The organism is Rhizobium sp. BK196 (assembly GCF_014193255.1).
GTDB lineage: Bacteria > Pseudomonadota > Alphaproteobacteria > Rhizobiales > Rhizobiaceae > Rhizobium.
Genome location: NZ_JACHZB010000003.1, coordinates 429,032 through 454,756, shown reverse-complemented (window position 1 = coordinate 454,756; position 25,725 = coordinate 429,032). Strand labels below are relative to the sequence as shown.

23 protein-coding genes are annotated in these 25,725 nt (G+C 58.3%); 16 read left to right on the top strand and 7 right to left on the bottom strand.

What is annotated here, in order from left to right; all coding sequences use genetic code 11:
- Positions 1-769 precede the first annotated feature (769 nt).
- A complete protein-coding gene (locus tag FHT78_RS13370; RefSeq protein ID WP_183744417.1) occupies positions 770-3,991 on the top strand; it encodes a type ISP restriction/modification enzyme in 3,222 nt (1,073 codons plus the stop codon).
- Positions 3,992-4,287: 296 nt separating this feature from the next.
- Here the strand turns inward: FHT78_RS13370 and FHT78_RS13365 are convergent, their stop codons facing one another.
- The gene (locus FHT78_RS13365; RefSeq protein WP_183744414.1) at positions 4,288-5,583 is read right to left on the bottom strand and encodes a tyrosine-type recombinase/integrase; all 1,296 of its coding nucleotides are present in this window, start codon (positions 5,581-5,583) and stop codon (positions 4,288-4,290) included.
- Between the two features lie 313 nt (positions 5,584-5,896).
- Complete coding sequence (locus tag FHT78_RS29345) at positions 5,897-6,229, bottom strand: hypothetical protein (protein WP_246715271.1); 333 nt, start codon at positions 6,227-6,229, stop codon at positions 5,897-5,899.
- Positions 6,230-6,809: 580 nt separating this feature from the next.
- On the opposite strand from FHT78_RS29345, the gene FHT78_RS13360 reads away from it, so the two are divergent.
- Positions 6,810-7,862 carry a porin gene (locus FHT78_RS13360; RefSeq protein WP_183744411.1) on the top strand — a complete coding sequence of 351 codons (1,053 nt, stop codon included), beginning with the start codon at positions 6,810-6,812 and terminating at the stop codon, positions 7,860-7,862.
- 133 nt (positions 7,863-7,995) lie between these two features.
- On the opposite strand, the gene FHT78_RS13355 is transcribed toward FHT78_RS13360, so the two are convergent.
- Positions 7,996-8,889 carry an alpha/beta hydrolase gene (locus FHT78_RS13355; protein WP_183744408.1) on the bottom strand — a complete coding sequence of 298 codons (894 nt, stop codon included), beginning with the start codon at positions 8,887-8,889 and terminating at the stop codon, positions 7,996-7,998.
- A gap of 64 nt (positions 8,890-8,953) precedes the next feature.
- Positions 8,954-11,032, bottom strand: coding sequence for a lytic transglycosylase domain-containing protein (locus FHT78_RS13350; protein ID WP_183744405.1), 2,079 nt, complete (start codon positions 11,030-11,032; stop codon positions 8,954-8,956).
- Positions 11,033-11,248: 216 nt separating this feature from the next.
- On the opposite strand from FHT78_RS13350, the gene dapA reads away from it, so the two are divergent.
- Both dapA and smpB read left to right on the top strand, forming a co-directional pair.
- Entirely contained in the window at positions 11,249-12,133 is an 885-nt protein-coding gene (gene dapA / locus FHT78_RS13345; RefSeq protein ID WP_183744402.1) for a 4-hydroxy-tetrahydrodipicolinate synthase, read from the top strand.
- A 104-nt stretch (positions 12,134-12,237) separates the two neighbouring features.
- The gene (smpB, locus tag FHT78_RS13340; protein ID WP_183730785.1) at positions 12,238-12,717 is read left to right on the top strand and encodes an SsrA-binding protein SmpB; all 480 of its coding nucleotides are present in this window, start codon (positions 12,238-12,240) and stop codon (positions 12,715-12,717) included.
- A gap of 49 nt (positions 12,718-12,766) precedes the next feature.
- On the opposite strand, the gene FHT78_RS13335 is transcribed toward smpB, so the two are convergent.
- Positions 12,767-13,348 (bottom strand): NYN domain-containing protein, encoded by a 582-nt coding sequence (locus FHT78_RS13335; protein ID WP_007820126.1) that lies wholly within the window; start codon positions 13,346-13,348, stop codon positions 12,767-12,769.
- Positions 13,349-13,645: 297 nt separating this feature from the next.
- On the opposite strand from FHT78_RS13335, the gene rpoZ reads away from it, so the two are divergent.
- The 12 genes from rpoZ to FHT78_RS13275 all read left to right on the top strand — a co-directional run bounded on the left by rpoZ (position 13,646) and on the right by FHT78_RS13275 (position 24,177).
- A complete protein-coding gene (gene rpoZ / locus FHT78_RS13330) occupies positions 13,646-14,050 on the top strand; it encodes a DNA-directed RNA polymerase subunit omega (protein ID WP_183730782.1) in 405 nt (134 codons plus the stop codon).
- 160 nt (positions 14,051-14,210) lie between these two features.
- Complete coding sequence (locus tag FHT78_RS13325) at positions 14,211-16,445, top strand: bifunctional (p)ppGpp synthetase/guanosine-3',5'-bis(diphosphate) 3'-pyrophosphohydrolase (protein WP_183744399.1); 2,235 nt, start codon at positions 14,211-14,213, stop codon at positions 16,443-16,445.
- A gap of 194 nt (positions 16,446-16,639) precedes the next feature.
- Positions 16,640-16,789, top strand: coding sequence for a DUF3563 family protein (locus FHT78_RS13320; RefSeq protein WP_183744396.1), 150 nt, complete (start codon positions 16,640-16,642; stop codon positions 16,787-16,789).
- A gap of 143 nt (positions 16,790-16,932) precedes the next feature.
- Positions 16,933-17,523, top strand: a complete 591-nt coding sequence (locus FHT78_RS13315; protein ID WP_183744393.1) for a DUF2062 domain-containing protein — start codon at positions 16,933-16,935, stop codon at positions 17,521-17,523.
- Between the two features lie 34 nt (positions 17,524-17,557).
- On the top strand, positions 17,558-17,962 hold the full coding sequence (acpS, locus tag FHT78_RS13310) for a holo-ACP synthase (RefSeq protein ID WP_183744390.1): 405 nt from the start codon (positions 17,558-17,560) through the stop codon (positions 17,960-17,962).
- Positions 17,963-18,076: 114 nt separating this feature from the next.
- Complete coding sequence (gene lepB, locus FHT78_RS13305; RefSeq protein ID WP_183744388.1) at positions 18,077-18,820, top strand: signal peptidase I; 744 nt, start codon at positions 18,077-18,079, stop codon at positions 18,818-18,820.
- The gene (gene rnc / locus FHT78_RS13300) at positions 18,817-19,533 is read left to right on the top strand and encodes a ribonuclease III (protein WP_183744386.1); all 717 of its coding nucleotides are present in this window, start codon (positions 18,817-18,819) and stop codon (positions 19,531-19,533) included. The genes lepB and rnc overlap by 4 nt, the downstream gene beginning before the upstream one ends.
- An 8-nt stretch (positions 19,534-19,541) precedes the next feature.
- Complete coding sequence (gene era / locus FHT78_RS13295; protein WP_183744383.1) at positions 19,542-20,480, top strand: GTPase Era; 939 nt, start codon at positions 19,542-19,544, stop codon at positions 20,478-20,480.
- A gap of 202 nt (positions 20,481-20,682) precedes the next feature.
- Positions 20,683-21,435 (top strand): Crp/Fnr family transcriptional regulator, encoded by a 753-nt coding sequence (locus tag FHT78_RS13290; protein ID WP_183744380.1) that lies wholly within the window; start codon positions 20,683-20,685, stop codon positions 21,433-21,435.
- Between the two features lie 320 nt (positions 21,436-21,755).
- A complete protein-coding gene (locus tag FHT78_RS13285; protein ID WP_246715269.1) occupies positions 21,756-22,247 on the top strand; it encodes a chemotaxis protein CheY in 492 nt (163 codons plus the stop codon).
- A gap of 54 nt (positions 22,248-22,301) precedes the next feature.
- Positions 22,302-23,072, top strand: a complete 771-nt coding sequence (gene recO, locus FHT78_RS13280) for a DNA repair protein RecO (RefSeq protein ID WP_183744374.1) — start codon at positions 22,302-22,304, stop codon at positions 23,070-23,072.
- 109 nt (positions 23,073-23,181) lie between these two features.
- Positions 23,182-24,177 (top strand): aldo/keto reductase, encoded by a 996-nt coding sequence (locus FHT78_RS13275; RefSeq protein WP_183744372.1) that lies wholly within the window; start codon positions 23,182-23,184, stop codon positions 24,175-24,177.
- A gap of 8 nt (positions 24,178-24,185) precedes the next feature.
- Here FHT78_RS13275 and FHT78_RS13270 read toward each other — a convergent pair whose 3' ends face one another.
- Positions 24,186-25,043 carry an MOSC domain-containing protein gene (locus FHT78_RS13270; protein WP_183745340.1) on the bottom strand — a complete coding sequence of 286 codons (858 nt, stop codon included), beginning with the start codon at positions 25,041-25,043 and terminating at the stop codon, positions 24,186-24,188.
- Positions 25,044-25,052: 9 nt separating this feature from the next.
- Complete coding sequence (locus FHT78_RS13265) at positions 25,053-25,697, bottom strand: HD domain-containing protein (protein WP_183744369.1); 645 nt, start codon at positions 25,695-25,697, stop codon at positions 25,053-25,055.
- Positions 25,698-25,725 lie beyond the last annotated feature (28 nt).

Here is a 25,725-nt window from a genome sequence, read left to right as displayed (position 1 = left end):
GCCCCGGTGAAACACAGAATGCCGGTCAATGGTTGTCACGAGCGACACGGTGGCCATACATGGCAGAGCAAGCCAGCAGGCCGGTCATTGACGTTCAGAACTTGCGGATGATTCGTGCGCCGCGTCAGCGCACACCGCTGCCTGATCCTCAGCGACCCAGGATCGAGCGCAGACCAATCCGAGCCCCTCGACCGACTGCCGGGACAACCAGCGCCACGAACACGCCGAAGCGAGGATTTGGAAATTGCGAGCGGCCGAGAACCGTCGACCAGATCGCAAGGAAATCGGGCAGGGAGCCACACCAGCGAGCGCCAGCTTGTGGCCGACCGGTTGTTGACCCCGGCAGCGTGGAAGATCGTGCAGAGCGCCGCGCCAGATCGACCACCTGAAACGAGAAAGCCAGCAGATGAAGGCGGACCCGAGCGCACATGTAGAAAGTGAGAGAGGACTGGTGGGCCTCATCCGGAAGGACGCGACGGGCATTGGCGATTGTCAGTCTTCACTCAAACGTACCTGATTGACTGTCAGTACGCCGGGTTGAACGCTGCGAGGTCCGTGTACTGGCTGGCTGATGGTCGGATGCACGCAGTCTGCATCGTCACCTGCGCGGGCGCCGAGTGGGTGCTGGACTGCCGCGAAAGGCGGCCCGTTAAAAAGTAGGACACGGGATGCCTCAGTATCCCCGCCTCGTGGCGAACAGCAGGTGGCAAGCGGCAAGTCCTTTCGCGGGGAGCCGGCTGCAACGCAGTGAAGCTGGGCGGGAGGCGGCTTGCTGCGCGCGCAGGGCAGCGCCTTAGCAATGACGAAAGTCAGCGTGATAAAAATTACGCAATTAATGGTCGAGCGATGCTCAACAAAAAGTAACCAATCGAGCTTAGCTTTCGCGCTCAATGAAGCCCCTTGCATATCGGGTGGGCATTTTATTCGAGTGGGGCGGATGCAGGCGGTTCAAGACTATCTCAAAGACGTGGCGCGGAAATTTGCCAAGGGCAACGCTACGGAACACACGTACCGGGAATCGTTGGTTGCGCTGTCCGACGCGCTTCTCAAAGATAAATTCGAGCTGACCAACGAGCCGAAAAGACAGGCATGTGGAGCGCCGGACTACATTCTCGAAGATGGGGACGTGCCGATTGGTTACATCGAGGCCAAAGATGTCGGCGTGCCTCTTGATCGGACCGAAAAGTCCGACCAAATGCAGCGCTATCTGCACAGCCTCGATAACCTCATCCTGACCGATTATCTGGAATTCCGTTTCTACAGGAAGGGGATACTTGTCAACACGGCCCGGATCGGCGAGGTGAAGGGCGGAAAAATCGTTCCGGTTCCAGCCGAAATTGAAGCCTTCTGCGCCTATTATATTGAGTTTTCTACCTACCGCACGCAGAGCATAAAGAACTCACTACAGCTGGCCGAGATGATGGCAAAGAAAGCTGTATTGGTAAAAGACGTCTTCCGGCGAATTCTTGCAAGCGAAGAGCAGTCTAGCCTCCATGACCAGTTCGACGCTTTCCGCCAGGTTCTGCTTCACGATGTAACGCGGGAAGAATTCGCCGACATTTACGCCGAGACCCTTGCATACGGTCTTTTTACGGCACGTCTGCATGACAAGACGCTGGACACGTTTTCTCGCGGTGAAGCGTACAACCTTATCCCGCGTAGCAACCCGTTCCTCCGCGAGTTGTTCGCTTACGTGGGCACAAAGCTCGACGAGCGTGCTGAGTGGATTGTGGACGAACTCTGCGACGTTTTCCGAGCAACTGACGTCAAAAAGATGCTTGGGACCTTCAATAAGGGGACCGGGCGCAGCGATCCCTATCTGCATTTCTATGAAACGTTCCTTGGCCAATATAACCCGCAGAAGAAAAAAGCTCGTGGCGTCTGGTACACGCCGGAGTCTGTCGTCGGCTTCATCGTCCGTTCTGTAGACCAGATCCTTCAGGACAAGTTTAAGCTTGAAGACGGGCTTGCGGACATTAGCACAACCACGATCAAGGTAGACGCGCAGCGGGGATCTCGACGCGGTAAGGCGCCCGTAGTGAAGGTGGACAAAGTCGTCCACCGGGTGCAAGTGCTTGACGTTGCCACCGGCACCGGGACGTTCTTGGCCGAAGTCATCTCGCAAATCCACGAAAAGTACAAAAATCAGCAGGGCATGTGGAGCAGCTATGTCGAGGAGCATTTGATTCCTCGCCTCCACGGCTTCGAGCTTTTGATGGCAAGTTATGCGATGTGCCACATGAAGCTCGAAATCCTTCTGGACGAAACGGGCTACAAATCTAAGTCGAAGACGGCCCCGCGCCTCAACGTCTACCTCACAAACAGCCTTCAGAAGCCAGACGAAGAGGTGGACAAGCTCCCTCTCATCGAGTGGTTTAGCCGCGAAAGCAACGAAGCTAGCTACATCAAAAAGAATGCGCCGATCATGGTTGCGATCGGCAATCCGCCGTACAGCGGTATTTCCAGCAACATGGGCGACCTCATTGTTGATATTGAGGATTACAAATACGTCGATGGCGAGCACTTTGGTGAAAAGAAGCACTGGTTACACGACGACTATGTAAAGTTTATCAGGCTGGGTGAACACTTCGTCGAGAAGAACGGAGAAGGGGTGATGGGCTACATCACCAACCATAGCTACCTAGATAACCCGACCTTCAGGGGAATGCGCTGGCACCTGCTGCGAACGTTCGACGAGATCTATGTTCTCGACCTGCACGGCAACGCCAATCGCAGGGAGGTGTCACCGGACGGATCACCTGATAACAATGTTTTTGATATTCGCATGGGCGTTTCCATTTTGCTGTGCGTCCGGAAAAAGCATGCCGGGAAGAAAAAGACCCTGGCGAAAGTCAGTACCGCCGAAATCTGGGGCACACGGGATAGCAAGTACACCTATCTGGAAGGCAATGACTTCCGCAGCGTGCCATGGAAAGAAGTAAAATACGGCGCGCCGTTCTACTTTTTCAAAAGCCAGGACAACACCGGCGAAGACGAATACCGAAAGGGCTTCAGCTTGACCGATTTGCTGCCGATCTACACCACCGGGGTGCAGACCGGCAGTGAGGAGCGCCTCACTGCGTTTACCAAGGCTGAATTGCAGCGGAAGCTCACCCAGCAGGGCGCTACCCATGCCGGTGCAGATGCTGTGGCGCCTTATCTCCATAAGGCGTTCGATACGCGCTGGATGGGCTTCTTCGAGACACACGGCGCCGCGAAGAAATTGGGGATCGATGTCCCGCTGTCGTACCGATCGCGGTACGATATCTCCAAACACATGGCCATTGGGGATAACCACTCGCTCATTGTTGGACGGAGCAACAAGTCGAAAGTCATGGACCACTTCTTCGCCTCGGATACGTTCTCGGAGGTGAAAAGTGGCGAGAGCAGCACCGGATCGGTGTTCTTCCCCCTCTACATTGAGGAGGAAGGCGGGCTTCTCGCCAAGCAGGTTAACTTCGACCCTAAGATCTGGAAGAAGATCAAAGCTGCGGGTGGCAAGGCCGCTGAAAGCGAATTGGCGGTATTCGACTACATCTACGCAGTGTTGTTCGCACCATCCTATCGTTCGGCCTATGCAACCTTCTTGCGGAGCCATTTCCCGACGATACCGTATCCCAAGAGCCCGGAATTCTTCTCAGCAATGGCCAAGCATGGTGAGCTGCTTCGCTTGCTTCACAATTTGAAAGCGGATGCGAAAGAACTGCCAGTCGGTCACGCATCCTATCCGGTTGACGGCGATCATTTAGTTGAGAAGGCCGTGCTGGATGGCGCGAAGGTCCTGATTAATGACGACCAGTATTTTGACAACGTGCCAGAGGAAGCGTGGGAATTCACGATCGGTGGATACTCTCCCGCGCAGAAGTGGTTGAAAGATCGTCGGGGACGGAACCTCGTGCTGGCCGATATCAAACACTACCAAAAGATCATAGCGACCATAGTGAAGACACTCGATGTGATGGGTGAGGTGGAGAAAACCTATGCGCCGTAAGGGAACTCCGGCACACGTTGGGGCGCCTTAATCTCTTGCCAGAGTTTCTAGGGTGCGCCATCGTCTAAGGGTGAATGTCCCGTTACCCCCTTCGTAGATAAACGCCCTCAGGGTGTATACGGGAGGAGGCAGACTTCGTTCTTGCCGAGCTGGCTGACGGAACCTCCCTCCGCCGCATATGTGAGATGGAAAAGGGCAAGGCATTCGAGCCAGCCCCCAAGCCGTCTACCATTCGTCAATGGGTTTACGATGATGTCGATAGCTTCGCCGCCCGATACGCGCAGGCGCGGCGGGCTTCAGGCCCGGCGAGCCGCCAAGGGAATGACGTTGCTGCCAACACCAGAGCAGTAATTTGCCCAATCGGCCATCATCGGGCGGCGCTTTTCAACGGCCTGCTCGCGTCGATATGCCCTCTCCGTTGTATCGCCCACAGCGTGGGCCAACGCTTCCTCGCACAAATCGCGCGGGTAATGGGTTTGATTGCCCGACCAATCGCGAAACGCCGACCTCATGCCGTGCGTTGTAATGTCGCCGCAATGGCCCGCCGTTTCCAAACGGCGAATAGTCATGTCCATGGACATGGGCGAAAGCGGCTTTCCTTCCTTCGTTCCGGGAAAGATGAAATCCGTTTTTTTGCATTGCTTCGGCTTCATTTTCTGTAGCAGTTCAATTGCTGGGTCGGAAAGAGGAACGGTATGCTCTATTCCCATCTTCATTCTTTCGGCGGGAACGGTCCACGTCGCTGTGTCAAAGTCGATCTCAGACCAGACCGCGCCGAACGCCTCGCCAGATCGGGCCGCCGTGAGAATCGTAAATTCAAGGCATCGTGCCGCAGTTCCAACGCGGCCCCGCAGCGCCGTCATGAAAGCGGGCATATCGCGGTAGGGGATAGCGCTGTGGTGCCCACGTTTCTGTTTCCCGCCGCCGAGCCGCCCCTTGACCAAATCCCACTCGGCGGGATTGTCTCCAGTCCTCAGCTTACGAGCCTTCGCTTCAGTGAGGGCGCGAGCGATCCGGCCGAGAATGCGGGATGCCGTTTCGCGCGTCTCCTCCCACATGGGCTTAACCGCCGCAATCACGTCGTCATCTGTGACGCAATCAATGCGGATCTTGCGCAATGACGGTATGTATGTGTCCGACATGGTGGTTTCCCACTGCGCAGCATGCTTGGCATTTTTCAGGTCCGGCTTGATCGTCTCAGCTACCCAGTCGTCCACGAATTCGCCGAAAGTGGGAATAATCGGCTCGACAACCTCGACACGAGCGCGAGCGGCCGCGCGCTCCGCTTTGGGGTCTTTGCCCATCGCCAGCCAGTCGCGACATTCCGCCGCGAGCGCGCGCGCTTGTTTCAGGGTGACGAACGCGACCTTAACGCCTTCCTTCTGGTCTTTGACGCCGATGTAAGGCCCGAGGCCCAGCTCGACCGTCTTCGACGGTTTCCCGTTCGGCTGTTTCTGCCGATAGATGAATGCCCAGGATCGCGAGCCTGTTTCCTTGACCACGAGCGCGAGGTTGCCGCCGTCGCCATACCGGCCCGCCTTCACTTTCGCGGCCACTTCCTTCTCTGACATCGTACCGATCGGATTTGCCATTTCGCCCGCCTTTTACCTGTAGACCCATGCAGCGACCCATGCGCTATTCGTGGACTGATGTAAACTCCGAATGGACAAGCGTGGACGCGAGCCCCCGGAACATCGAGCAGAGCAGGCGATTCAGAATGTGGCGATGGACGGCGGCAGACCGGCTTGGACGAGAGTATGTCGGACATCTTCTCCGCCATCTGTCTAATAGAGTCAGATGAATGCCAGCCGATATCGATCCAGCCATACCACTTGCCACAGCAGAATTTCGCCTGCCTCAACGGGGCTTGCCGCACCCTGCGACATGGCGGACAAGTGTCACCGGTTAGAACCGAAAATACAAGGTCACTCCTGACCGCGGACGGTAACCGTAATAATCGCGATAGCCGTAATAATCGCGATCGTAATACCGCGGGTATCTGTAACCGTAGCGCGGATATCCGTAGCATCTGCCATAGTATCTGCAGGAACGGTAGGCGTACCGGTGGTTCCAGTGGCGATCCGCGCGCCAATGCCGATGGCTCCGATGTCTGATCTGCTCGACGTTGCCAATCTGCACTTGCTCTGCTCTCGGCACGAAGATCGGCGCCGCGTTCAGCGGTGGGACGAAAGATGCAGCCAGGACGACGGCTGCGAGTGCTGGTAATAGCTTTCTCATCGACGTATCCTCTCAGGTCTTCAGCTTGAGCCCCCAGGCGTGAACCTCCGATGAACAGCGTCATCGATCGAATCGCCTGGAATTGCCCTCCAGCCGGCCACATGCCTCGTTCTCGAATCGCGATGATTGCCGGGCGAATCGCATACGGAAACCGATCGCCGCTCGTCCGCTAACGCTGAATGCGGTTTCGATTTTCTGATTGGCGAGCTCCACCGGTCGCTGGCCGGTTTCTCAAAAAAGTGGAATCGGGCAGAAAAATGGTGCCGATCTGGCACAGAGGAACGCGCTGCCCTCTCATGAAAGCGCAATAAATATCGGGAAAATAAGCACTTTCTTAATAAAGCCTAAACACGCTGCGACCCCGCTGCCCAATTTGTGGCCTTTCAGCAACAGGGTTTGGGTAAGGCTTTCGTAAACCCCTCTCGAACACAAGTTGGTGATTGCGTGACAGCCGCCGTCTTGTATTTTCAGCCTCGGAAGCAAGGGCTTGACCGCCCGACTTCTTCACACCGGGGGTAAGGCAGGGAAACGCCGTAAGGCGTGATCTTACCTCCGATCGAAACTTGAATTGGAGGTCATTATGAACATCAAGAGCCTTCTTCTTGGCTCTGCTGCCGCTATGGCAGTAGTTTCCGGCGCTCAGGCTGCTGACGCTATTGTTGCAGCTGAACCGGAACCGGTCGAATACGTTCGCGTCTGCGACGCTTACGGCACCGGCTACTTCTACATCCCTGGCACGGAAACCTGCCTCAAGATCAACGGCTACATCCGTTTCCAGGTTGATGCTGGTCCGAGCGCTAGCTCGATCAGCGCCAGCGGCGGTGGTTTCGTTGATAACGACTCGAGCTGGGACGCCCGTACGCGTGGTCAGGTTCAGTTTACGGCCAAGAGCGACACCGAATACGGCCCGCTCACAGGCGTGATCGTTATCCAGGCGAACGCCGACAACGCTACGAACCAGAAGACGCAGCTTGACTCTGCTTACCTGGACATCGCCGGCTTCCGCGCTGGTCTGTTCTACTCCTGGTGGGACGATGGTCTCTCCGGCGAAACGGACGACATCGGCTCCCCGGTTACCCTGCATAACTCCATCCGTTATCAGTACGAAACCGGCGACTTCTACGCTGGCATCAGCGTCGACGAACTGGAGGACGGTCCGTTCTACAATGGCGAAGAACCTAACAACTTCGGTGTAGCTGTTGGCCTCGGTGGCAAGGCTGGCGCCTTCACCTACCAGATCACCGCTGGTTACGACACTGATAACGAAGAAGGCGCTGTTCGCGCTATGGGTACCGTTGCTATCGGTCCGGGCACGCTCGGCCTCGCAGCTGTCTACTCCACTAACCCGAACGCCTACTACAACAAGTCTGAGTGGGCTATCGCTGCTGAATACGCGATCAAGGCGACCGACAAGCTGAAGATCACCCCGGCTGTTCAGTACTACGGCAACTATGGCGTAGTTACCCCCACGACCGACGCAGACTTCTCGGACAACGACGCCTGGAAGGTTGGTGTAACGGTTGACTACCAGATCGTTGACAACCTCTCCGCTAAGGTTTCGGTTCAGTACCTCGATCCGGATCACGCTGACGACGTAACGTCGGGCTTCTTCCGCCTGCAGCGTGCATTCTAATCTGATCTGACTTCGGTCATTCAGAGAAGCCCGGCTTTCGAGCCGGGCTTTTTCATTTTTATACCGGAGGGCCGATGCATATTGGCAATCTGAAAATAGGTGAAGTCAGACGCGAACGATTTCAGCCGCAGGATCAGCCGAGTTTGCTGACAAACCTGCCGATCGTCTCCGGAATGTCTCCTAAATGCAGAAGCGGCGCGTGACCTTGGCCTTTCGCCGTGATCTGCACTATCCGCGGATGCCGCTTCGTCATCTCGTCGGTCGTCTGCCGCGATAGCAGATTGGAATTCTCTCCCCTGATAACCAGTAGCGGTATGGAGCGCAGACTTTCGAATTGCGGCCAGAGGTCAGGGAGAGGGTTGCTGAAATCGACTGCTTTCAGCTGCTCGGCAATGGCGGGGTCATAATCGGCGACAGGTACGCCATTCTGTTCCCGATAGATGGCATTCGCCATGCCCTCCCAATCGGTGAAACCAAGTGCGGGAAAGTAAGCGCCGTGATTTTCCTTGAGGATATCGACCGCCTCACTCCAGCTCTGAGGTCTGCGGGCACGATTGAGGTAGTCCCTGATCGCCATAAGCCCGGCTGCCTCGATGACCGGGCCGATATCGTTTAAGATGACGCCTGCAAGCCGCTCCGGCTTTATTGCCGCCAGCAGATGCAGGATCAGCCCGCCGCGCGAAGTCCCGATGAAGATGGCTCGGTCGATGCCGAACGCAGCGCAGGCGGCAATCACATCGCCGCATTCGACAGCGAGATTGTAATTTCCTTTGTTATCATCCCGATCAGACAGGCCGCGTCCGCGATAGTCCAATGCAATGACACGCCGCGGGAAAGCTGCGTCCCGTGCCAGAAGCAATGCGATTTCGTGGAAATCGCGGGCATTGCGCGTAAGGCCCGGCAGGCAGACGATCGGCAGCCGACCGGCGTCTCCGCCGGTCGGCTGGTAATGGCGGGCGTAGAGCTTCAGCCCATCGGTCGATCCATAGAATTTTTCGGTAAACCCGTTCGTGACCGCCTCGCCCATGACATCCCCATCTCGTCTGTCAAAATGAGATGTAGCGTGCTTTCGGTAGGTCTGCCAGCCGGGCTCAGGTCGCGCTGCGACCCCCGATGAGGTCGCGCTCGATGTCGGGCGTCTGCCCCAGACGGGCCTTATAGACCTCATAATTCTCCATCACCCGCTGAACGTAGTTGCGCGTCTCGGGAAAGGGAATACGCTCGATCCAGTCGACGATCTCGTCAACCGGCTTGCCGCGTGGATCGCCATAGCGGCCGATCCATTCCGGCACGCGCTTTGGGCCGGCATTATAGGCGATGAAGGTCAAGATATAGGAGCCGCCGAAGGCTTCGATCTGCTCGCCGAGATAATGCGCGCCGAGCGTCGCATTGTAGCCGGCATCGGCCGTCAGCTTTTCCTTGGAATAGGTAATGGCATGCCGCTTGGCGACGGCCTGAGCCGTGCCCGGCAGGAGCTGCAGGAGTCCTCGGGCATTGGCTGCGGAGACGGCAGCCGGGTTGAAAGCGCTTTCCTGTCGGGCAATCGCGTAGGCAAGGGCCTTGCCCGAGCCGGAAATATTGGCGTTCGCAGGAATGACGCCGACCGGGAAGGCAAGGGCTGCGACATCGATGCCGCGTCCATAGGCGATTTTGCCGATCTGCAGTGAAAGATGATGGTCGCCCGCCTGCTCGGCCTTGGCCGTCAGGATCGCAAGCTCGCCGGGGCTCTGGAGCTGGTCGGCGAGCGCCAGATAGAGGGCTGTCGCGCGCCAGCCATGACCTGCGGCCTCCAACCGTCCGATCGCCTGCACGGCTTCGCGCTGCTGGAGGTTCTGACGGTCGGCTGTTGTGGGCGATGGATAGGTGACGTTCAAGATCTTCCGTCCAAGTCGCTCGGCCGCCAGTTGTCCGTAAAAGGTGCCCGGAAAATTTGCGGCCTTGGCGAAAAATTCGCTGGCCTTGCCCGGCCCGCCGGCTTCCGCCGAACGCCCGAGCCAGTACCAGGCGCGGGAAACGGAAAGCGGCCCGTTCGAAACCTGCAGGATCTTGCGGAAATGCGACTCGGCCGTCGTCGGATCCTGCAGTCCGCGCAACGCATACCAGCCGGCATGGAACTGTGCTTCGACGATATCCGTCGGCACTGTTGCAACGGAGGCGGCGACGATCTGATAGGCCGCCTTGAATTGTCCCTGGTCGACGAGGCCTCGGCTGATGATCCGCTGCTCGTTCCACCATTCGCCGGAATTCATCAGTTCGCTGCGGTCGCGCGGTATCTGCTGCAAGAGCTTGGCAGCTTCGAGATACTTGTCCTGCTTGCGCAGATATTCGATGCGCGCGAAGAGAAAGCCCGGATCGCTGCGCCACTTGGCATCGACCGCATTCAGCAGTGCGCCGGCGTTATCCGCACTGGCGTCGACGGCGGCCCATGCCTTGTAGAGCGACTGCGCCTGACCCATATCGCCGAAGCGCTTGGCCTGTGCCACGCGACCGCGATACATCAGGTAATCCATCCGCGTCTTATGGTCGGCTGCGGTTAGCAGGCCGGCAAATTCGGCGAGGATCTTGTCTTCGGTTGCCTTGTCGAGCACCTGTCCGCGCCAGATTCCGCCGATATATTTCGTCGCCTGCGCAGACTTGCCGGTCGCCACGAGCGCACGTGACACAATCATCGCACCCTGCGGCGTCTCGGGCGCCGTATCTCCGAAGGCGTTCAGCACGGCGGCAGGAGCAGGGTTCTCGTCATAGAGCGCGCGCTCGGAATTGCTGCGCAGACGCTCCAGACCCGGCCAGCCCTTCAGTTCGTCTGAAGCACTGGCGATCTCATAGGAGGGCACGCCCTTCAGGCCGGAGGTCGCGATTGCCCAGGTCAGGATGTGGCGATCGAGCGTTCCCGCTGCCATGGTGTTGCGGATGGCCAGCGCCTGTTGCGGATCCTTGTCGGAGAGCGCGTCGAGACCAGCCTTCAGATCGCTGTTGACAGGTGCGATCACTGGATTGCGCGGGATGGCGCCGGTCGTGATCGACTCAGGGAAGGATGCGGTCTCCGGTACGAAAGCCAGCGGCTTGACGGCGGGGAGGGGCGCGCCTTCGCCGGGCAGCTGCGATGCAGCACTGCCCCAGGCCGCGGCCACCAGACCGAAGACGGACAGGATCAGAACGGCTCTCTTCATCCGGATGACTCGCAACGAAAATACGCCCTTCCATTTGGCTGCAGGCACATTAACGAAACCTTACCAAACCAGGTAAAATTCATTCACATTTGCTATCGGATTTTGCCCTAAACCGATCTATGCGCGCTTGTCGCGGCCATATTGCCGCTCTATGGTGCGCAACTCTTATTTATGGAATGCGGCTGAAGCAAGGATATCGGCCGTGAGGAGCTTTGCATGTTCAATGGGTCCATCCCCGCGCTCGTAACCCCCTTCACCGATGCAGGCCTGGTCGATGAAGACAGCTTCGCCGCTCATGTCGTCTGGCAGATCGGGGAGGGCAGCAGCGGCCTCGTGCCGGTCGGCACGACCGGCGAGTCGCCGACGCTGTCGCATGCCGAGCACAAACGGGTGGTGGAACTGTGCATCGAAGTGGCGGCCAAGCGTGTGCCCGTCATGGCCGGCGCCGGCTCGAACAACACGCGCGAAGCGATCGAGCTTGCCCAGCATGCCGAGAAGGTCGGCGCGGACGCGGTTCTGGTCGTCACGCCTTATTACAACAAGCCGACACAGAAGGGCCTGATCGCTCATTATTCGGCGATCGCCGAAGCCGTTGACCTGCCGATCTACATCTACAATATCCCCGGCCGTTCGGTCATTGACATGACGCCGGAGACGATGGGCGCGCTTGCCAAGGCGCACAAGAACATCGTCGGCGTCAAGGATGCGACCGGCAAGATCGAGCGTGTCTCCGAGCAGCGCATCACCTGCGGCAAGGAGTTTCAGCAGCTTTCCGGCGAAGATGCGACGGCGCTTGGCTTCAACGCCCATGGCGGTGTTGGCTGCATTTCGGTCACTGCCAATATCGCCCCGCGCCTCTGTGCAGAATTCCAGGCGGCGACGGCCGCAGGAAACTACGCCAAGGCGCTGGAATTGCAGGACCGGCTGATGCCGCTGCACAAGGCAGTCTTCATGGAGCCTGGCGTCTGCGGCGCGAAATACGGCCTGGCGAAGCTCGGCCGCATGAGCCGCACCGTGCGCTCACCGCTGATGTCCTCGCTGGAGCCCTCGACGGAAGCGGCAATCGACGCCGCAATGCGTCACGCTGGCTTGCTGAACTGAGGCTGCAAACCGGCGCTCGTGTCTTCACAAGACCGGGCCGTTCTCTTACATAGATGACAGGAAATGAGGGCGCGGCATCGCGCCCCTCTAATGGAATTATCATCATGGCCCCCAAAGGCAGCCAGCGCATCGTGAAGAAGGTTGTTGCGGAAAACCGCAAGGCTCGCTTCAACTACGAGATCATCGATACCTATGAGGCGGGCTTGGTGCTGATGGGCACTGAGGTCAAGTCATTGCGCGAAGGCAAGGCCAATATCGCCGAATCCTACGCTTCGGATGAGGATGGCGAAATCTGGCTGATCAATTCCTATCTGCCGGAATATCTGCAGGCGAACCGCTTCAACCACGAGCCGCGCCGCCGCCGCAAGCTGCTCTTGTCCGCGCGTGAGATCAACCGATTACGTGCGGGCATCAATCGTGAGGGCATGACGCTGATCCCGATGAAGGTCTACTTCAATGATCAAGGCCGCGCCAAGCTCGAGCTGGCGCTCGCGAAGGGCAAGAAGCTGCATGACAAGCGTGAATCCGAGAAGGAGCGCGATTGGAACAGGCAGAAGAGCCGTCTGTTGAAAGACAACGGCTGACCATTTGCCGCTATCGGTAAATAAAAGGCCGATATTCGCGGTTAAAGGCTCAATCTTCGAAATCGCTGGCAGGTGCCACTTCGGCGGGACGCGGCGGACGTTCGGAAGGATCCCGGCCGATCTCGGCTTTCAACGACAGAAGATCGATGAAGTGATCGGCCTGGCGGCGCAGGTCGTCGGCGATCATTGGCGGCTGGGTCGACATGGTCGAAATGACCGAAACCTTGCGCCCTTTGCGTTGCAGCGCTTCGACCAGATTGGTGAAATCGCCGTCGCCGGAGAAGATGACGAGATGGTCGACCGTTTCGGACTGTTCCATGGCATCGATTGCGAGCTCGATATCCATATTGCCCTTGATCTTGCGCCGCCCCATGGAGTCGGTAAATTCCTTGGCGGGCTTCGTCACGACCTTGTAGCCGTTATAATCAAGCCAGTCGATGAGCGGACGGATCGAGGAATATTCCTGGTCTTCGATAAGCGCGGTATAGTAGTATGCGCGCAGCAGGTATCCACGTTTCTGAAATGCTTTCAAGAGTTTGCGGTAGTCGATATCAAAGCCCAGACTCTTGGATGCAGCGTAAAGGTTGGCGCCGTCTATGAAGAGTGCAATTTTTTCGCGTGGGTCAAACATCGCTTACCAATCCAAAGAGAGTAATCGAAATCCATAAGCCACTAAGCCCAATAAAAACAGCGGCTTGTGGATGTGGTGTCGAGCTGTTCCGTACTTTATGAATTATTCATATATGAAAGATTTAGGGCACGATTCGGGATATTCCAAGCAACCTTCGGTGGAAATGTCATCTTGTGCATGGAAATTTAGACCAGCCGCGGATAAAGGCGAGGGAACACGAACGAAAAACTTGAATTTGCCCGGTTTTAATTGTATCGGGCGTTCTAATCCCGAAAAGACGACCGCAAAGGACAGGCAATGGCCCGTGTCACAGTAGAAGATTGCATTGACAAGGTAGAGAACCGCTTCGAGCTGGTTCTGCTCGCCAGCCATCGCGCCCGGCTGATTTCTCAGGGTGCGTCGATCACCATCGATCGCGACAACGACAAGAACCCGGTTGTGGCTCTGCGCGAAATCGCCGATGAGACCCTGTCCCCCGATGATCTGAAGGAAGATCTGATCCACTCGCTGCAGAAGCATGTGGAAGTGGACGAGCCCGAGCCCGATCCGGCGAGCCTGATCGCTGCCGGCGCTGCAGCATCTGCCGACAGCGAAGAGCAGGACGACCTGCCGGAAACAATCACCTTTGACCAGATGTCGGAAGAAGAGCTTCTGGCCGGTATCGAAGGTCTTGTCCCGCCGGAAAAGAGCGACGATTACTAAGCGCATCCCCGGCCTTTGAGCGGTCGGGGTTTTCCTGCGCGGCGAAAGATCGACGATTACCAATCATCAATCTTGCGCCTGTAAAGCTTAGGCATAATATTGCCCATGTGTGCGCCAATCTACGATTGGCGCGCTTTTATTTTATTGGAGTGGCCTTGGAATGATGCGGCAGTACGAGCTCGTGGAACGGGTTCAGAAATACAAGCCCGATGCCAACGAAGCTCTGCTGAACAAAGCCTATGTCTACGCCATGCAGAAGCATGGGCAGCAGAAGCGGGCGAGCGGCGACCCTTACATCTCGCATCCGCTCGAAGTGGCCGCCATCCTGACCGACATGCATCTCGATGAATCGACGATTGCGGTCGCCCTCCTGCATGACACGATCGAGGATACGACGGCGACGCGCGCCGAGATCGACGAACTCTTCGGCGAAGATATCGGACGCCTCGTCGAGGGCCTGACGAAGATCAAGAAGCTTGACCTCGTCACCAAGAAAGCCAAGCAGGCGGAAAATCTGCGTAAGCTGTTGCTTGCGATTTCCGACGATGTGCGCGTCCTGCTGGTCAAGCTCGCCGATCGTCTCCACAACATGCGCACTCTCGACCATATGTCGCAGGAAAAGCGCGCCCGCATTTCCGAAGAAACGATGGAAATCTATGCGCCGCTCGCCGGCCGTATGGGTATGCAGGACATGCGCGAGGAGTTGGAGGAGCTCTCCTTCCGGCATATGAACCCGGAGGCCTACGAGACCGTCACCAAACGCCTCGAGGAACTGTCGAAGCGCAACGAAGGCTTGGTCAAGAAGATCGAGGCCGAACTGCGCGACCTGCTGATCGCCAATGGATTGACGAGTGCCTATGTCAAGGGGCGGCAGAAAAAGCCCTATTCGGTGTTCCGCAAGATGCAGTCGAAGTCGCTCTCCTTTGAGCAGCTTTCCGATGTCTACGGTTTTCGCCTCATCGTCGAGGATATTCCTTCCTGCTACCGTGCGCTCGGTATCGTGCATACGCGCTGGCGCGTCGTGCCCGGCCGCTTCAAGGATTACATCTCGACGCCGAAGCAGAACGATTACCGGTCGCTGCACACCACCATCGTTGGCCCGTCGATGCAGCGTATCGAACTGCAGATCCGCACTAAGCGCATGCATGAGATCGCCGAATTCGGTATCGCCGCTCATACGCTCTATAAGGATGGCGCCACCAATGCCGACGGCGATATCCTCTCGCGCGAAAGCAACGCCTATTCCTGGCTCCGACACACGATCGAAGCGCTCGCCGAAGGCGACAGCCCCGAAGAATTCCTTGAGCACACCAAGCTCGAGCTGTTTCAGGATCAGGTCTTCTGTTTCACGCCGAAGGGCAAGCTGATCGCCCTGCCGCGCGGCGCCACACCCATCGATTTCGCCTACGCCGTCCACACGAATATCGGGGACACCACTGTCGGCGCAAAGATCAACGGCCGCATCATGCCGCTGGTGACCCGTCTCAACAATGGCGATGAAGTGGAGATCATCCGCTCCGGCGTGCAGGTGCCGCCGGCCGCCTGGGAAGAGATCGTCGTGACAGGCAAGGCGCGCGCCGCCATCAGGCGTGCGACGCGAATGGCGATCCGTAAGCAATATGCCGGTCTCGGCCACCGCATCCTGGAGCGCACTTTCGAGCGCGCCGGCAAGATCTTCTCGCGTGATGCCATGAAGCCTGCCCTGCATCGTCTGGGGCAGAAGGATGTGGAAGATGCGATCGCGGCCGTCGGCCGCGGCGAGATGTCCTCGCTCGACGTGCTGCGCGCCGTCTACCCCGATCATCAGGACGAGCGCGTCACGGTCAAGCCGGCCGGCGACGAAGGCTGGTTCAACGTCCGCAGCGCCGCAGGCATGATCTTCAAGATCCCCGGCAAGACCAAGGCCGATCTCGACGGCGGGCGCGCCTCCACCGAGAGCGATCCCGATATCGTGCCGATCCGCGGCCTCTCCGGCAATGTCGACGTCAAGTTCTCGCCGGCCGGCGCCGTGCCCGGCGATCGCATCGTCGGCATCATGGAAAAGGGCAAGGGCATCACCATCTACCCCATCCAGTCGCCGGCGCTGCAGCGCTTCGATGATCAGCCGGACCGCTGGATCGACGTGCGCTGGGATCTCGACGAGGCCAACAAATCCCGCTTCATGGCCCGGATCATGGTCAACGCGCTGAACGAGCCCGGCACGCTCGCCAAGGTGGCGCAGACGGTCGCAAGCCTGGATGTCAACATCCGCATGCTGAATACGGTGCGTGCGGCGACCGACTTCACCGAAATGGTCCTGGAGGTGGAGGTCTGGGACCTGCGGCAGCTGAACCAACTTCTCGCCCAACTCAAGGATCTGGACTGCATCGCGACGGTCCGGCGCCTTTACGATTAGGATTCTATTAAAGTCTTGCGGACTGCGAATTGCGTTTTGCATATTTTGTGATCATTTCACGGCCAAAAAGGCATATTGAAATGGCAAGCCATGCGCAATGTGCATGGCTGTGCTCAGGTTACAGCGGTGGTAATTAATCATTGCCGGGACTATCTTCTGGTCATCGAAAAATGAAACGAAGATGAGGCAAAGCAATGTTTGAACCGATCAGGAAGTTCGCCCGCGCCCTTCGCGCTCCGACCGCTCAGGAACGTGAAATGGCATATCTCAATGGCTCGCAGGATCGTATTGATCTTGAATATCGTCAGCGTCAGGTCGATCGCGGTATCTTCCGCAATCGCTAATCGCTGAGATATACTTGAAGTAAGGAAGGGGGCGTTATGCATGATTTATGCCCCTTGGAAAAAAGAAAATAGACGGCCTGTTTGTGAAGCGGTTCCATTTGCCGCTCTTGTCATGGTCATGTGCGCTGCACTAAATACGCGCCATGTTGTTTCGCCGTCGCAAACCCGCGGGTTTTAGGGAAAAGCTGCGAGAGCTCGTATGGCCTCGTAAAGGTTTTCTGCGCCCGCCAAAATATCTGATGATGCGCATCCTGCGCCTGACTGCCTCGCCGCATGCCGTCGCGGTGGGCGTCGCTGCGGGTGTCTTCGTTTCGTGGACACCCTTTATCGGCGTGCATTTCGTCATGGCCTTCGTCATCACCTATTTCCTGTCGGGGAATATGGTGGCGGCAGCGCTTGGCTGTGCGGCCTTCGGCAATCCGCTGACCTATCCTTTCATCTGGGGCATCACCTGGGAAGTCGGCCACCTGCTGCTCAGCCGGCAGGACCAGATGGCGGGGCAGACGATCGATCTCGCCGAACTCTTCCATAAGCTGCATTTCACCGAACTCTGGAAGCCGGTGCTGGAGCCGATGCTGATCGGTGCCATCCCGCCGGCAGCCGTCACCTCGGTTGCGCTTTATGTACTGACATTCTACACCGTCAGGGGCTTTCAGGCGCGCCGTCGCGCCCGGTTGGTGGAGCGTGCGCGGCTACGGCTCGCCGATCCGGCTGCTGAGATGCCGACCGTCTGAGCCCGAAGCAGTTCTTTCCCGAAAGGCCTCTTGCATGATCATCGGCATTGGCAGCGACCTCATCGACATCAGGCGCGTGGAGAAATCTATTGAGCGCTTCGGTGATCGGTTCACGCATCGCTGTTTCACCGAGATCGAGCGCGCTCGCTCGGATCGCCGCGCCAACCGGGCTGAATCCTACGCCAAGCGCTTCGCCGCCAAGGAGGCCTGCTCCAAGGCGCTCGGCACCGGACTTTCGCAGGGCGTCTTCTGGAAGGATATGGGCGTCGTCAACCTGCCGAGCGGCAAGCCGACGATGCAGCTGACGGGCGGTGCCGCAGCCGTTCTTCAGGCCATGCTGCCGACCGGCCATAGGGCCGCCATTCATTTGACAATAACCGATGATTATCCCTTGGCTCAGGCTTTTGTGATCATCGAAGCGCTGCCGGATGTCGTATGATAGCGGCCTCTCGTCGCTTTTCATGCGGTCGTTATTGCCGCCATCGGCCGAAGCCGCTAGAGAGAACATCAGAAAGAAATGCGCCTTGATGGCGTTTTGAAGGAATAAGACTGCGTGTCCGAAAAAGTCCAAGCCAAGCCGAATGCCCTCTGGGAAAATATCAAGGTCATCATCCAGGCTCTTGTCCTGGCGATGGTCATCAGGACCGTACTGTTCCAGCCCTTTACCATTCCCTCGGGCTCGATGATGCCGACCTTGCTGGTCGGTGACTATATCTTCGTCAACAAGTTTGCTTACGGCTATTCGAAATATTCGCTGCCTTTCTCGCCCGACATTTTCAGCGGTCGCATTTTCGGTTCCGATCCGAAGCGCGGGGATATCGTCGTTTTCCGCTTCCCGCCGAATCCCGATGTCGACTACATCAAGCGCGTCGTCGGCCTGCCGGGCGATCATATCCAGGTAACCGACGGTATTCTCTACATCAACGGCAAGCCGGTTCCGAAGGTGCCTGATGGTGCCTTCAATTCCGACTACAAGCTCGACCCGGGCCAGGACGTGCCTGTGTTCCGCGAGACGCTTGATGATGGCAAGACCTATGATACGCTCGACCAGTCGCCCGTCTCTCGCGGTGACAACACCCGTGAGTTCATCGTTCCGGAAGGCCATTACTTCATGATGGGCGATAACCGCGACAACTCGCTCGACAGCCGCTTCGATGTCGGCTTCGTCCCGGCGGAAAATCTTGTCGGCCGCGCTAGCGTCATCTTCTTCTCGCTCGGCAACGACACTTCCTTCCGCGAAATCTGGAAATGGCCGACCAACATGCGCTGGGATCGCCTCTTCAAGGTTGTTGAATGAGCAAGGCGCAGGCGCTCTCAGCGGCGGACCGCGCAAAGCTTGAAACCCTGATCGGGCATGAATTTACCGAGAAGGAACGTCTGGACCGCGCGCTGACCCATGCCAGCGCGCGTACCGACAAGGGCAATTACGAGCGGCTTGAATTTCTCGGTGACAGGGTTCTCGGCCTCTGCATCGCCGACTTGCTGTTCCGTACCTTCGGGACTGCGGCGGAAGGCGAACTTTCAGTGCGCCTGAACCAACTCGTCAGCGCCGAAACTTGCGCGGCAGTTGCCGACGAACTCAATCTCCATCTCTATATCCGCACTGGCGCCGACGTGAAGAAGCTCACCGACAAGCGCATGATGAACGTGCGCGCCGATGTCGTCGAAAGCCTGATCGCTGCGCTTTATCTCGATGGCGGCCTGGAGGTCGCCCGCCGCTTCATCTTGCGCTATTGGGAGGGCAGGGCGGTGCGCGCCGATGGTGCTCGCCGTGATGCAAAGACCGAGTTGCAGGAATGGTCGCATGCCAAATATGGCGTCACGCCCGTCTACCGGGTTGAAGAACGCAGCGGACCGGATCATGATCCGCGCTTCAAGGTGACTGTAGAAGTCGCTGGCGTCGCACCGGAAACAGGCATAGAGCGCTCCAAGCGCGCCGCAGAACAGGTCGCCGCGACGAAAATGCTCGAGCGCGAAGGCATTTGGCAGGCAGCATCTGCCGGAAATTGACGGGATCAATGACAGAAGAAAACGAAATGGCGGCCGAGAACGCCGCCGAAAGCAATCCGACGCATTCCGGCTTCGTCGCCTTGATCGGCCCCACCAATGCCGGCAAGTCGACGCTGGTCAACCGCCTCGTGGGCGCCAAGGTGTCTATCGTCAGCCACAAGGTGCAGACCACGCGCGCCATCGTGCGCGGCATCGCCATTCATAACAATGCGCAGATCGTCTTCATGGACACGCCCGGCATCTTCAAGCCGCGCCGCCGCCTCGATCGCGCCATGGTCACATCCGCCTGGGGTGGCGCCAAGGATGCCGATCTCATCATGCTGCTGATCGACAGCGAGCGTGGCCTGCGCGGCGACGCGGAAGCCATCCTCGAAGGCTTGAAGGACGTTCCCCAGAGGAAGATCTTGGTTCTCAACAAGATCGACCGCGTCAACCGCGAATTGCTTCTGGCGATCGCTGCCACTGCGAACCAGAAGGTCGACTTCGACCAGACCTTCATGATCTCGGCGGAGAACGGTTCGGGCTGCGACGACGTGATGGACTATTTGGCAAAAACCCTGCCGGAAGGCCCGTGGTACTATCCGGAGGATCAGATCTCCGATCTGCCGATGCGCCAGCTGGCCGCCGAAATCACCCGCGAGAAGCTCTTCCTTCGCCTGCATCAGGAGCTTCCCTATTCCTCGCATGTCGAGACGGAAAAGTGGGAAGAGCGCAAGGATGGCTCCGTGCGCATCGAACAGGTCATTTATGTCGAGCGCGATAGCCAGAAGAAGATAACGCTTGGCAAGGGCGGCGAAACGATCAAGGCGATCTCGTCGGCGTCGCGCCGCGAACTCTCTGAAATCCTCGAGCAGCCGGTCCACCTCTTCCTGTTCGTCAAGGTACGCGAGAACTGGGGCGATGATCCTGAGCGCTTCCGTGAAATGGGCCTCGAATTTCCGCGCTAAGGCATGTCGCGCAAAAGTGCGCAGCGTTTTAAAAAATCGCGACGCGCTTTGGTTTGGCAAGAAAATTGACAAGGCGCACTCAGCCCTTTGTTTTTTTATAAAAATCGCTGCCTGTTCGAAGGAACAAATCGGCCTGCTGGCGCATTGATATGGCAACGGCGCTGCACCCTGCAGCGCCGATTTTTGCGACGGCGGGGGCAAGATGGCGACGGCAAAACCCACCCATTCCTTCAAGACGCCCTGTGAGCAGTGTCCGCTGCGGCCATTGCCGCATTTCCGGGAGTTCAGCCGCGATGAGCTGGACTTCGTGTCCAGATTCAAGAGGGGCGAACTGGCCGTCGATGCGGGTGCGACTATCCTGGTCGAAGCTGCGCACAGCGCCCATCTCTTCACGGTGCTCTCAGGCTGGGGCTTTCGCTATAAGATGCTGGAGGATGGCCGCCGGCAGATCCTGAACTACATCATGCCCGGCGATCTGATCGGTCTGCAGGGCACGATCATGGGCGAGATGCAACATTCGGTGGAGGCTTTGTCGCCGGTAACGCTCTGCGTCTTCGAGCGCGACAAACTGATGACCCTTTATAACAGGCACCCTTCGCTCGCTTTCGATATTACCTGGATCGCGGCGCAGGAGGAGCGCATTCTCGATGAACACCTGTTGAGCATCGGCCGTCGCACGGCGCTCGAAAGAGCCGCATATCTCATCGCCTTCCTTTTTGAGCGCGCAAGGAAGCTAAGCCTTTTCAACGGCCGCAATGTCATCCCGATAACGCAGCAGCATATTGCCGACACGCTCGGTCTCTCGATCGTTCACACCAACAAGACGCTGAAAAAGCTTGCGGGGCGCAATCTGATCCGCTGGCAGGAACGCGGCTGCGACGTGCTGGACGGAGAGGGACTGATGCAGGTGGCTGGCTGGGAAGGAATGCGCGAAGGAAAGCGTCCTTTCATCTGAAGCATGCCCGCAAAAGCGTGCAGCAGTTATTTTGCGATAACGACATGCCTCAACCAAAACTTAAAGCGTGGTGGGGATCAGGATCGCATGCGCTTTTAGAGCGCTGTGCGCCATTCGGACGCACAAAAGACGCTCCAACTCATTGAATCTCCCAACTGGCTTTCCGAAAATCGATTCCGATTCTCGAGCCGATACTGTAGAATCTCTCCTGTTCGGATTGCTCAGCCTTGATGTCTTTTTTAAATGCAAACTGACTTCGGAAAAAATAGAGTCGCGTCATCTTTTCCGACGACTTTCGTTTTTATCGACCGGAGGCGAAAATGTGGCTATTCAGTTGTGGTGAGCAATCGCCGTCAACGGTCGAGGTGGGGCAACGGCGGAATGATGTTTGCAAAAAGGCCGAAGCGCCGCATAGTCTGCGCTTCACGAGGGGCATGGAGATCATGAACGCAAGAACCCGTGTTCTGGTCCTTGAAGACAGTCTTATCATCGCAATGGAGGCGGAGGATATCCTGCGTCTCGTTGGTGCCGATACTATCGATATTGCCAATAGCGTCGATCAGGCCAGGGACGCAATCCGGGTCGCAGATTACGATTTCGCGCTTCTCGACGTGAATCTGGGAGAGGCGATGAGCTTCGATTTCGCGCGGGATCTGTCGCTGGCGAATATTCCGTTCGGCTTCGTCAGCGGCTATTCCGATACGCAGGATTTCCCGACCGATCTTCAGGATGTGCCCCTTCTCGTCAAACCTTTCGACGAGAATGCGATGCGCGACTTCCTCCAGAAGCTTTTCCCGTCGCCGGCGGAATGACATAGCTCGAACCGTGCTTTAAAATGAATCGGCAGGCTGAAGGACGGTTTTCCGATGCAATGGCAGGATCAGGCGATCATTCTTGGCGTCAAGCGCCATGGCGAGACGAGCGTCATCGCCGAGGTGATGACGCGTGAGCGCGGCCGTCATCTCGGTCTCGTCCGCTCCGGCCGTTCGCGCACAATGCAGCCGATGCTGCAGCCCGGCAATGAGGTGGAGATCACCTGGCGTGCCCGGCTGGATGAACATCTCGGTGAGTTCCGCCTTGAACCGGTAAAGCTGCGTGCCGCGCGGCTGATGGAGACGGCAACCGCCGTCTACGGTGTGCAGGCCATGGGTGCCCTTCTGCGCCTGCTCCCCGAACGCGATCCGCATCCGCATCTCTTCGAGGCGCTGGAAGTCATCCTCGATCATCTTCACAACCCCACCGATGCCGGCGAGCTTTTCGTACGCTTCGAGCTTGCAGTGTTGAACGACCTCGGCTTCGGGCTCGATCTTACCGAATGCGCGGCGACCGGAACCCGCACCGATCTCGCCTATGTCTCGCCGAAATCCGGCCGCGCCGTGAGCCGCGGTGCCGGAGAGCCTTGGGCCGACAAGATGCTGCTTTTGCCAGCTTTCCTGAATGCAGGGGAAAACCACGCGGCCGATTTCGAAAGCCTCGCGGCAGCATTCCGTCTGACAGGATTCTTTCTGCATCGACATGTCTATGAACCGCGTGGTCTGGAGGTTTCGGCAGCGCGCGAGGGCTTTGTTCAGGCAGCACTCAAGGCGCTGAATCCGGCTGCGCGGGCGCTTTTGCGGCCGGATGAACTTTCTGCCTGAGGGCTTTTCATTCCTGCAAAATAGTCTTCAGTTTTGGCGGTTTACCCTTATGCGCCGCACCCCTATCTCTCCGTCGATCAGGAAGTCCCTAGCGCTCAAGGAGGAAGCCATGCTGACCAGGCCCGATACATCGACCACTATCACGCTCTGGAACGGACAGGAGATTCCCCGCCTCGGCATGGGCTGCTGGGCGATCGGCGGTCCGTTCTTCGCCGGCGACACGCCGCTCGGCTGGGGTGAGGTGGACGACAATGAATCCATCGCCGCGATCAATCGCGCGATTGACCTTGGCATTCGCTTTTTCGATACGGCCTCGAATTACGGTGCCGGCCATTCGGAAGAGGTTCTGGGACAGGCGATTGGTAATCGCGCCGATATCGTCATCGCCACAAAATTCGGTTTTGCCACCAATTCGGAAACGAAGCAGGCGACCGGCGCTTTTGCCGATCCGGCATTCATCCGCCAGTCCGTCGAGACCTCTCTCCGCCGTCTGAAGCGTGAGCGTCTCGATCTCCTGCAATTCCACATCAACGATTTTCCGCTGGAACAGTCCGACGCAGTTTTCGATTCGCTGGAGGCTATGCGAATTGAGGGCAAGATCGATGCCTTTGGCTGGAGCACGGATTTCCCCGATCGCGCCGCCCGCCATGCCGGCCGGCCGGGTTTCGTCTCGATCCAGCATACGATGAACGTCTTCGAGCCCGTGCCTCAAATGATCGATATCGTCGAAAAGAACGGCCTCATCTCCATCAATCGCGGTCCGCTTGCCATGGGCCTGCTGACAGGTAAATTCACGCCGGACAAGGCCGTCGGCGCCAAGGACGTGCGTGGTGCAGCGCTCGAATGGATGGTTTATTTCAAGGATGGACGCATGGCGCCGGAATTTGCCGCAAGGCTGGACGCAGTGCGCAGCCTGCTGACCTCTGGCGGACGTACGCTGACGCAGGGTGCGCTCGCCTGGCTCTGGGCGCGTTCGCCTCGCACCTTGCCTATTCCCGGTTTCCGGACGGTGGCGCAGGTCGAGGAAAATGCCGGCGCGTTGGAAAAGGGACCATTGCCGGCCGATGTGATGACGGAGATCGATGCGGCGCTGGCTCGCGTCTAAGACAGCGTTTAGGCTCGGGCGCGCACCTTGAAGGTCCAGCCTTCCGGCCGCGCGTCGATGATCTTCACCTCGTCGCCGATTGCGACCCTGCCTGTCCCGCGCGGGGTTACGTTCCAACCGAAAAGCGGGCCGGGCACACGCCGGTCGCCCGACATGCGGATGCGGCCCATGGCGGGCATGGGGTTCGCGACATCGCGCGACCCCGTCAACTGGTCCTGCGTCGTCATGATGCAGCGGGCGCAGGGCTTGACGAGGTCGAAGCGGATGCCAGCGATCTCGATCGCAGCCCAACGGTCCTCTGCCCAGGCCTCGTCCGTGTCGATGACAATATTCGGCCGGAAGCGCTCCATCCCAACGCCGCCTTCGGCATGGGCTGCGAGATCGGCGTTGAGTGCCTTCAGCGATCCAGTCGTTGTCACCAGGATTTGGTAGCCGTCGGAAAAGGTCACCGGCGTGCCTTCGCCCGCCCATTCGGCATTGGCCGTTCGTTGAGCCTGACCGTCGAAGAAGACGAGCTTTACCTCGCGGCCGAGCCATTCCGAAAGCCTGCCGTTGCTGTCATCATCGGCAACGGCAGCGTTGACGACCGATTTCCAGACCGTGACATCGAGCCGCCGGTCCGGATGTGGCGGCGGTACGGCGATGTCGGACTTGCCCTGCATCAGCAGCCGGAAGGCGCCGGCTTCGGGCCGTACGTCGATGCGGGCAAGGGCTTGGAGCTCGCGTTGCGTGATAAAATGTCCGTCCGCGTCCGTCACCATGGCGCGCCGGTCGCCGGGCAGGCCATAGGCATCGATCTCGGTAGAGGCCAGGGCGATGCCGCGGGCACTCTTGAGTGGATAGATGAAGAGATCGCTGACACGCATCATAGGCTCCTAGATTTCGTCCATAAATGCCGCGAGGAAGTCGCGCAGGCTCCTGTCACGGGCGGCGGCCAGTTCGCGGCCAGTGCGGGTCTGGAAACCATCGGCCAGTTTGAACAGCTTCGTCTGGAAGTGGTCAACCGCATAACGCTTGTCATCGAGCGCCCGATCCTTGGCAGAAGGATCGAACGGATCGTAGAGGCCCGATCCGAGCCGTCCCGCTATATAGAAACAGCGCGCCGCGCCGACCATGCCGATGGCATCCAGCCTGTCCGCATCCTGCAGGATTTTCGCCTCCAGCGTTTCCGGTGGCACGTTCGCCGAGAAGCTATGCGCAGTCACCGCATGGGCGACATAGGCGATATCCTCGGCGTCCCATCCAAACTCTTTCAATATTCGCGAAGCCTTCTCGGCGGCGAGCGCCGAGGCATGGGCGCGCAGCGGCGAGTTCTTCTCGACGGCGACGCAATCATGCAGCAGTACGGCAGCCGCGAGCACGTGGCCTTTGCCGCCTTCCGCAGCGTGGATACGCATGGCGTTGCGGAAGACACGCAGGATATGGGCAAGGTCATGAGACCCGTCGTCACCCTCGGTCGCATGCGGAATGAGCTCGACCGCCAGAGACTCGTGGGGAAAGAAGGCTTCGGCCTTGAACATCGTCGTCACCGGTTTTCAAAGGGTTCGC

Excerpts from the sequence above, each read along its gene's own strand:
- FHT78_RS13365 (WP_183744414.1), bottom strand. The coding sequence starts at position 5,583 with ATGGCAAATCCGATCGGTACGATGTCAGAGAAGGAAGTGGCCGCGAAA.
- FHT78_RS29345 (WP_246715271.1), bottom strand. The coding sequence starts at position 6,229 with ATGAGAAAGCTATTACCAGCACTCGCAGCCGTCGTCCTGGCTGCATCT.
- FHT78_RS13360 (WP_183744411.1), top strand. The coding sequence starts at position 6,810 with ATGAACATCAAGAGCCTTCTTCTTGGCTCTGCTGCCGCTATGGCAGTA.
- FHT78_RS13355 (WP_183744408.1), bottom strand. The coding sequence starts at position 8,889 with ATGGGCGAGGCGGTCACGAACGGGTTTACCGAAAAATTCTATGGATCG.
- FHT78_RS13350 (WP_183744405.1), bottom strand. The coding sequence starts at position 11,032 with ATGAAGAGAGCCGTTCTGATCCTGTCCGTCTTCGGTCTGGTGGCCGCG.
- dapA (WP_183744402.1), top strand. The coding sequence starts at position 11,249 with ATGTTCAATGGGTCCATCCCCGCGCTCGTAACCCCCTTCACCGATGCA.
- smpB (WP_183730785.1), top strand. The coding sequence starts at position 12,238 with ATGGCCCCCAAAGGCAGCCAGCGCATCGTGAAGAAGGTTGTTGCGGAA.
- FHT78_RS13335 (WP_007820126.1), bottom strand. The coding sequence starts at position 13,348 with ATGTTTGACCCACGCGAAAAAATTGCACTCTTCATAGACGGCGCCAAC.
- rpoZ (WP_183730782.1), top strand. The coding sequence starts at position 13,646 with ATGGCCCGTGTCACAGTAGAAGATTGCATTGACAAGGTAGAGAACCGC.
- FHT78_RS13325 (WP_183744399.1), top strand. The coding sequence starts at position 14,211 with ATGATGCGGCAGTACGAGCTCGTGGAACGGGTTCAGAAATACAAGCCC.
- FHT78_RS13320 (WP_183744396.1), top strand. The coding sequence starts at position 16,640 with ATGTTTGAACCGATCAGGAAGTTCGCCCGCGCCCTTCGCGCTCCGACC.
- FHT78_RS13315 (WP_183744393.1), top strand. The coding sequence starts at position 16,933 with ATGTTGTTTCGCCGTCGCAAACCCGCGGGTTTTAGGGAAAAGCTGCGA.
- acpS (WP_183744390.1), top strand. The coding sequence starts at position 17,558 with ATGATCATCGGCATTGGCAGCGACCTCATCGACATCAGGCGCGTGGAG.
- rnc (WP_183744386.1), top strand. The coding sequence starts at position 18,817 with ATGAGCAAGGCGCAGGCGCTCTCAGCGGCGGACCGCGCAAAGCTTGAA.
- era (WP_183744383.1), top strand. The coding sequence starts at position 19,542 with ATGACAGAAGAAAACGAAATGGCGGCCGAGAACGCCGCCGAAAGCAAT.
- FHT78_RS13290 (WP_183744380.1), top strand. The coding sequence starts at position 20,683 with ATGGCGACGGCAAAACCCACCCATTCCTTCAAGACGCCCTGTGAGCAG.
- FHT78_RS13285 (WP_246715269.1), top strand. The coding sequence starts at position 21,756 with ATGTGGCTATTCAGTTGTGGTGAGCAATCGCCGTCAACGGTCGAGGTG.
- recO (WP_183744374.1), top strand. The coding sequence starts at position 22,302 with ATGCAATGGCAGGATCAGGCGATCATTCTTGGCGTCAAGCGCCATGGC.
- FHT78_RS13275 (WP_183744372.1), top strand. The coding sequence starts at position 23,182 with ATGCTGACCAGGCCCGATACATCGACCACTATCACGCTCTGGAACGGA.
- FHT78_RS13270 (WP_183745340.1), bottom strand. The coding sequence starts at position 25,043 with ATGCGTGTCAGCGATCTCTTCATCTATCCACTCAAGAGTGCCCGCGGC.
- FHT78_RS13265 (WP_183744369.1), bottom strand. The coding sequence starts at position 25,697 with ATGTTCAAGGCCGAAGCCTTCTTTCCCCACGAGTCTCTGGCGGTCGAG.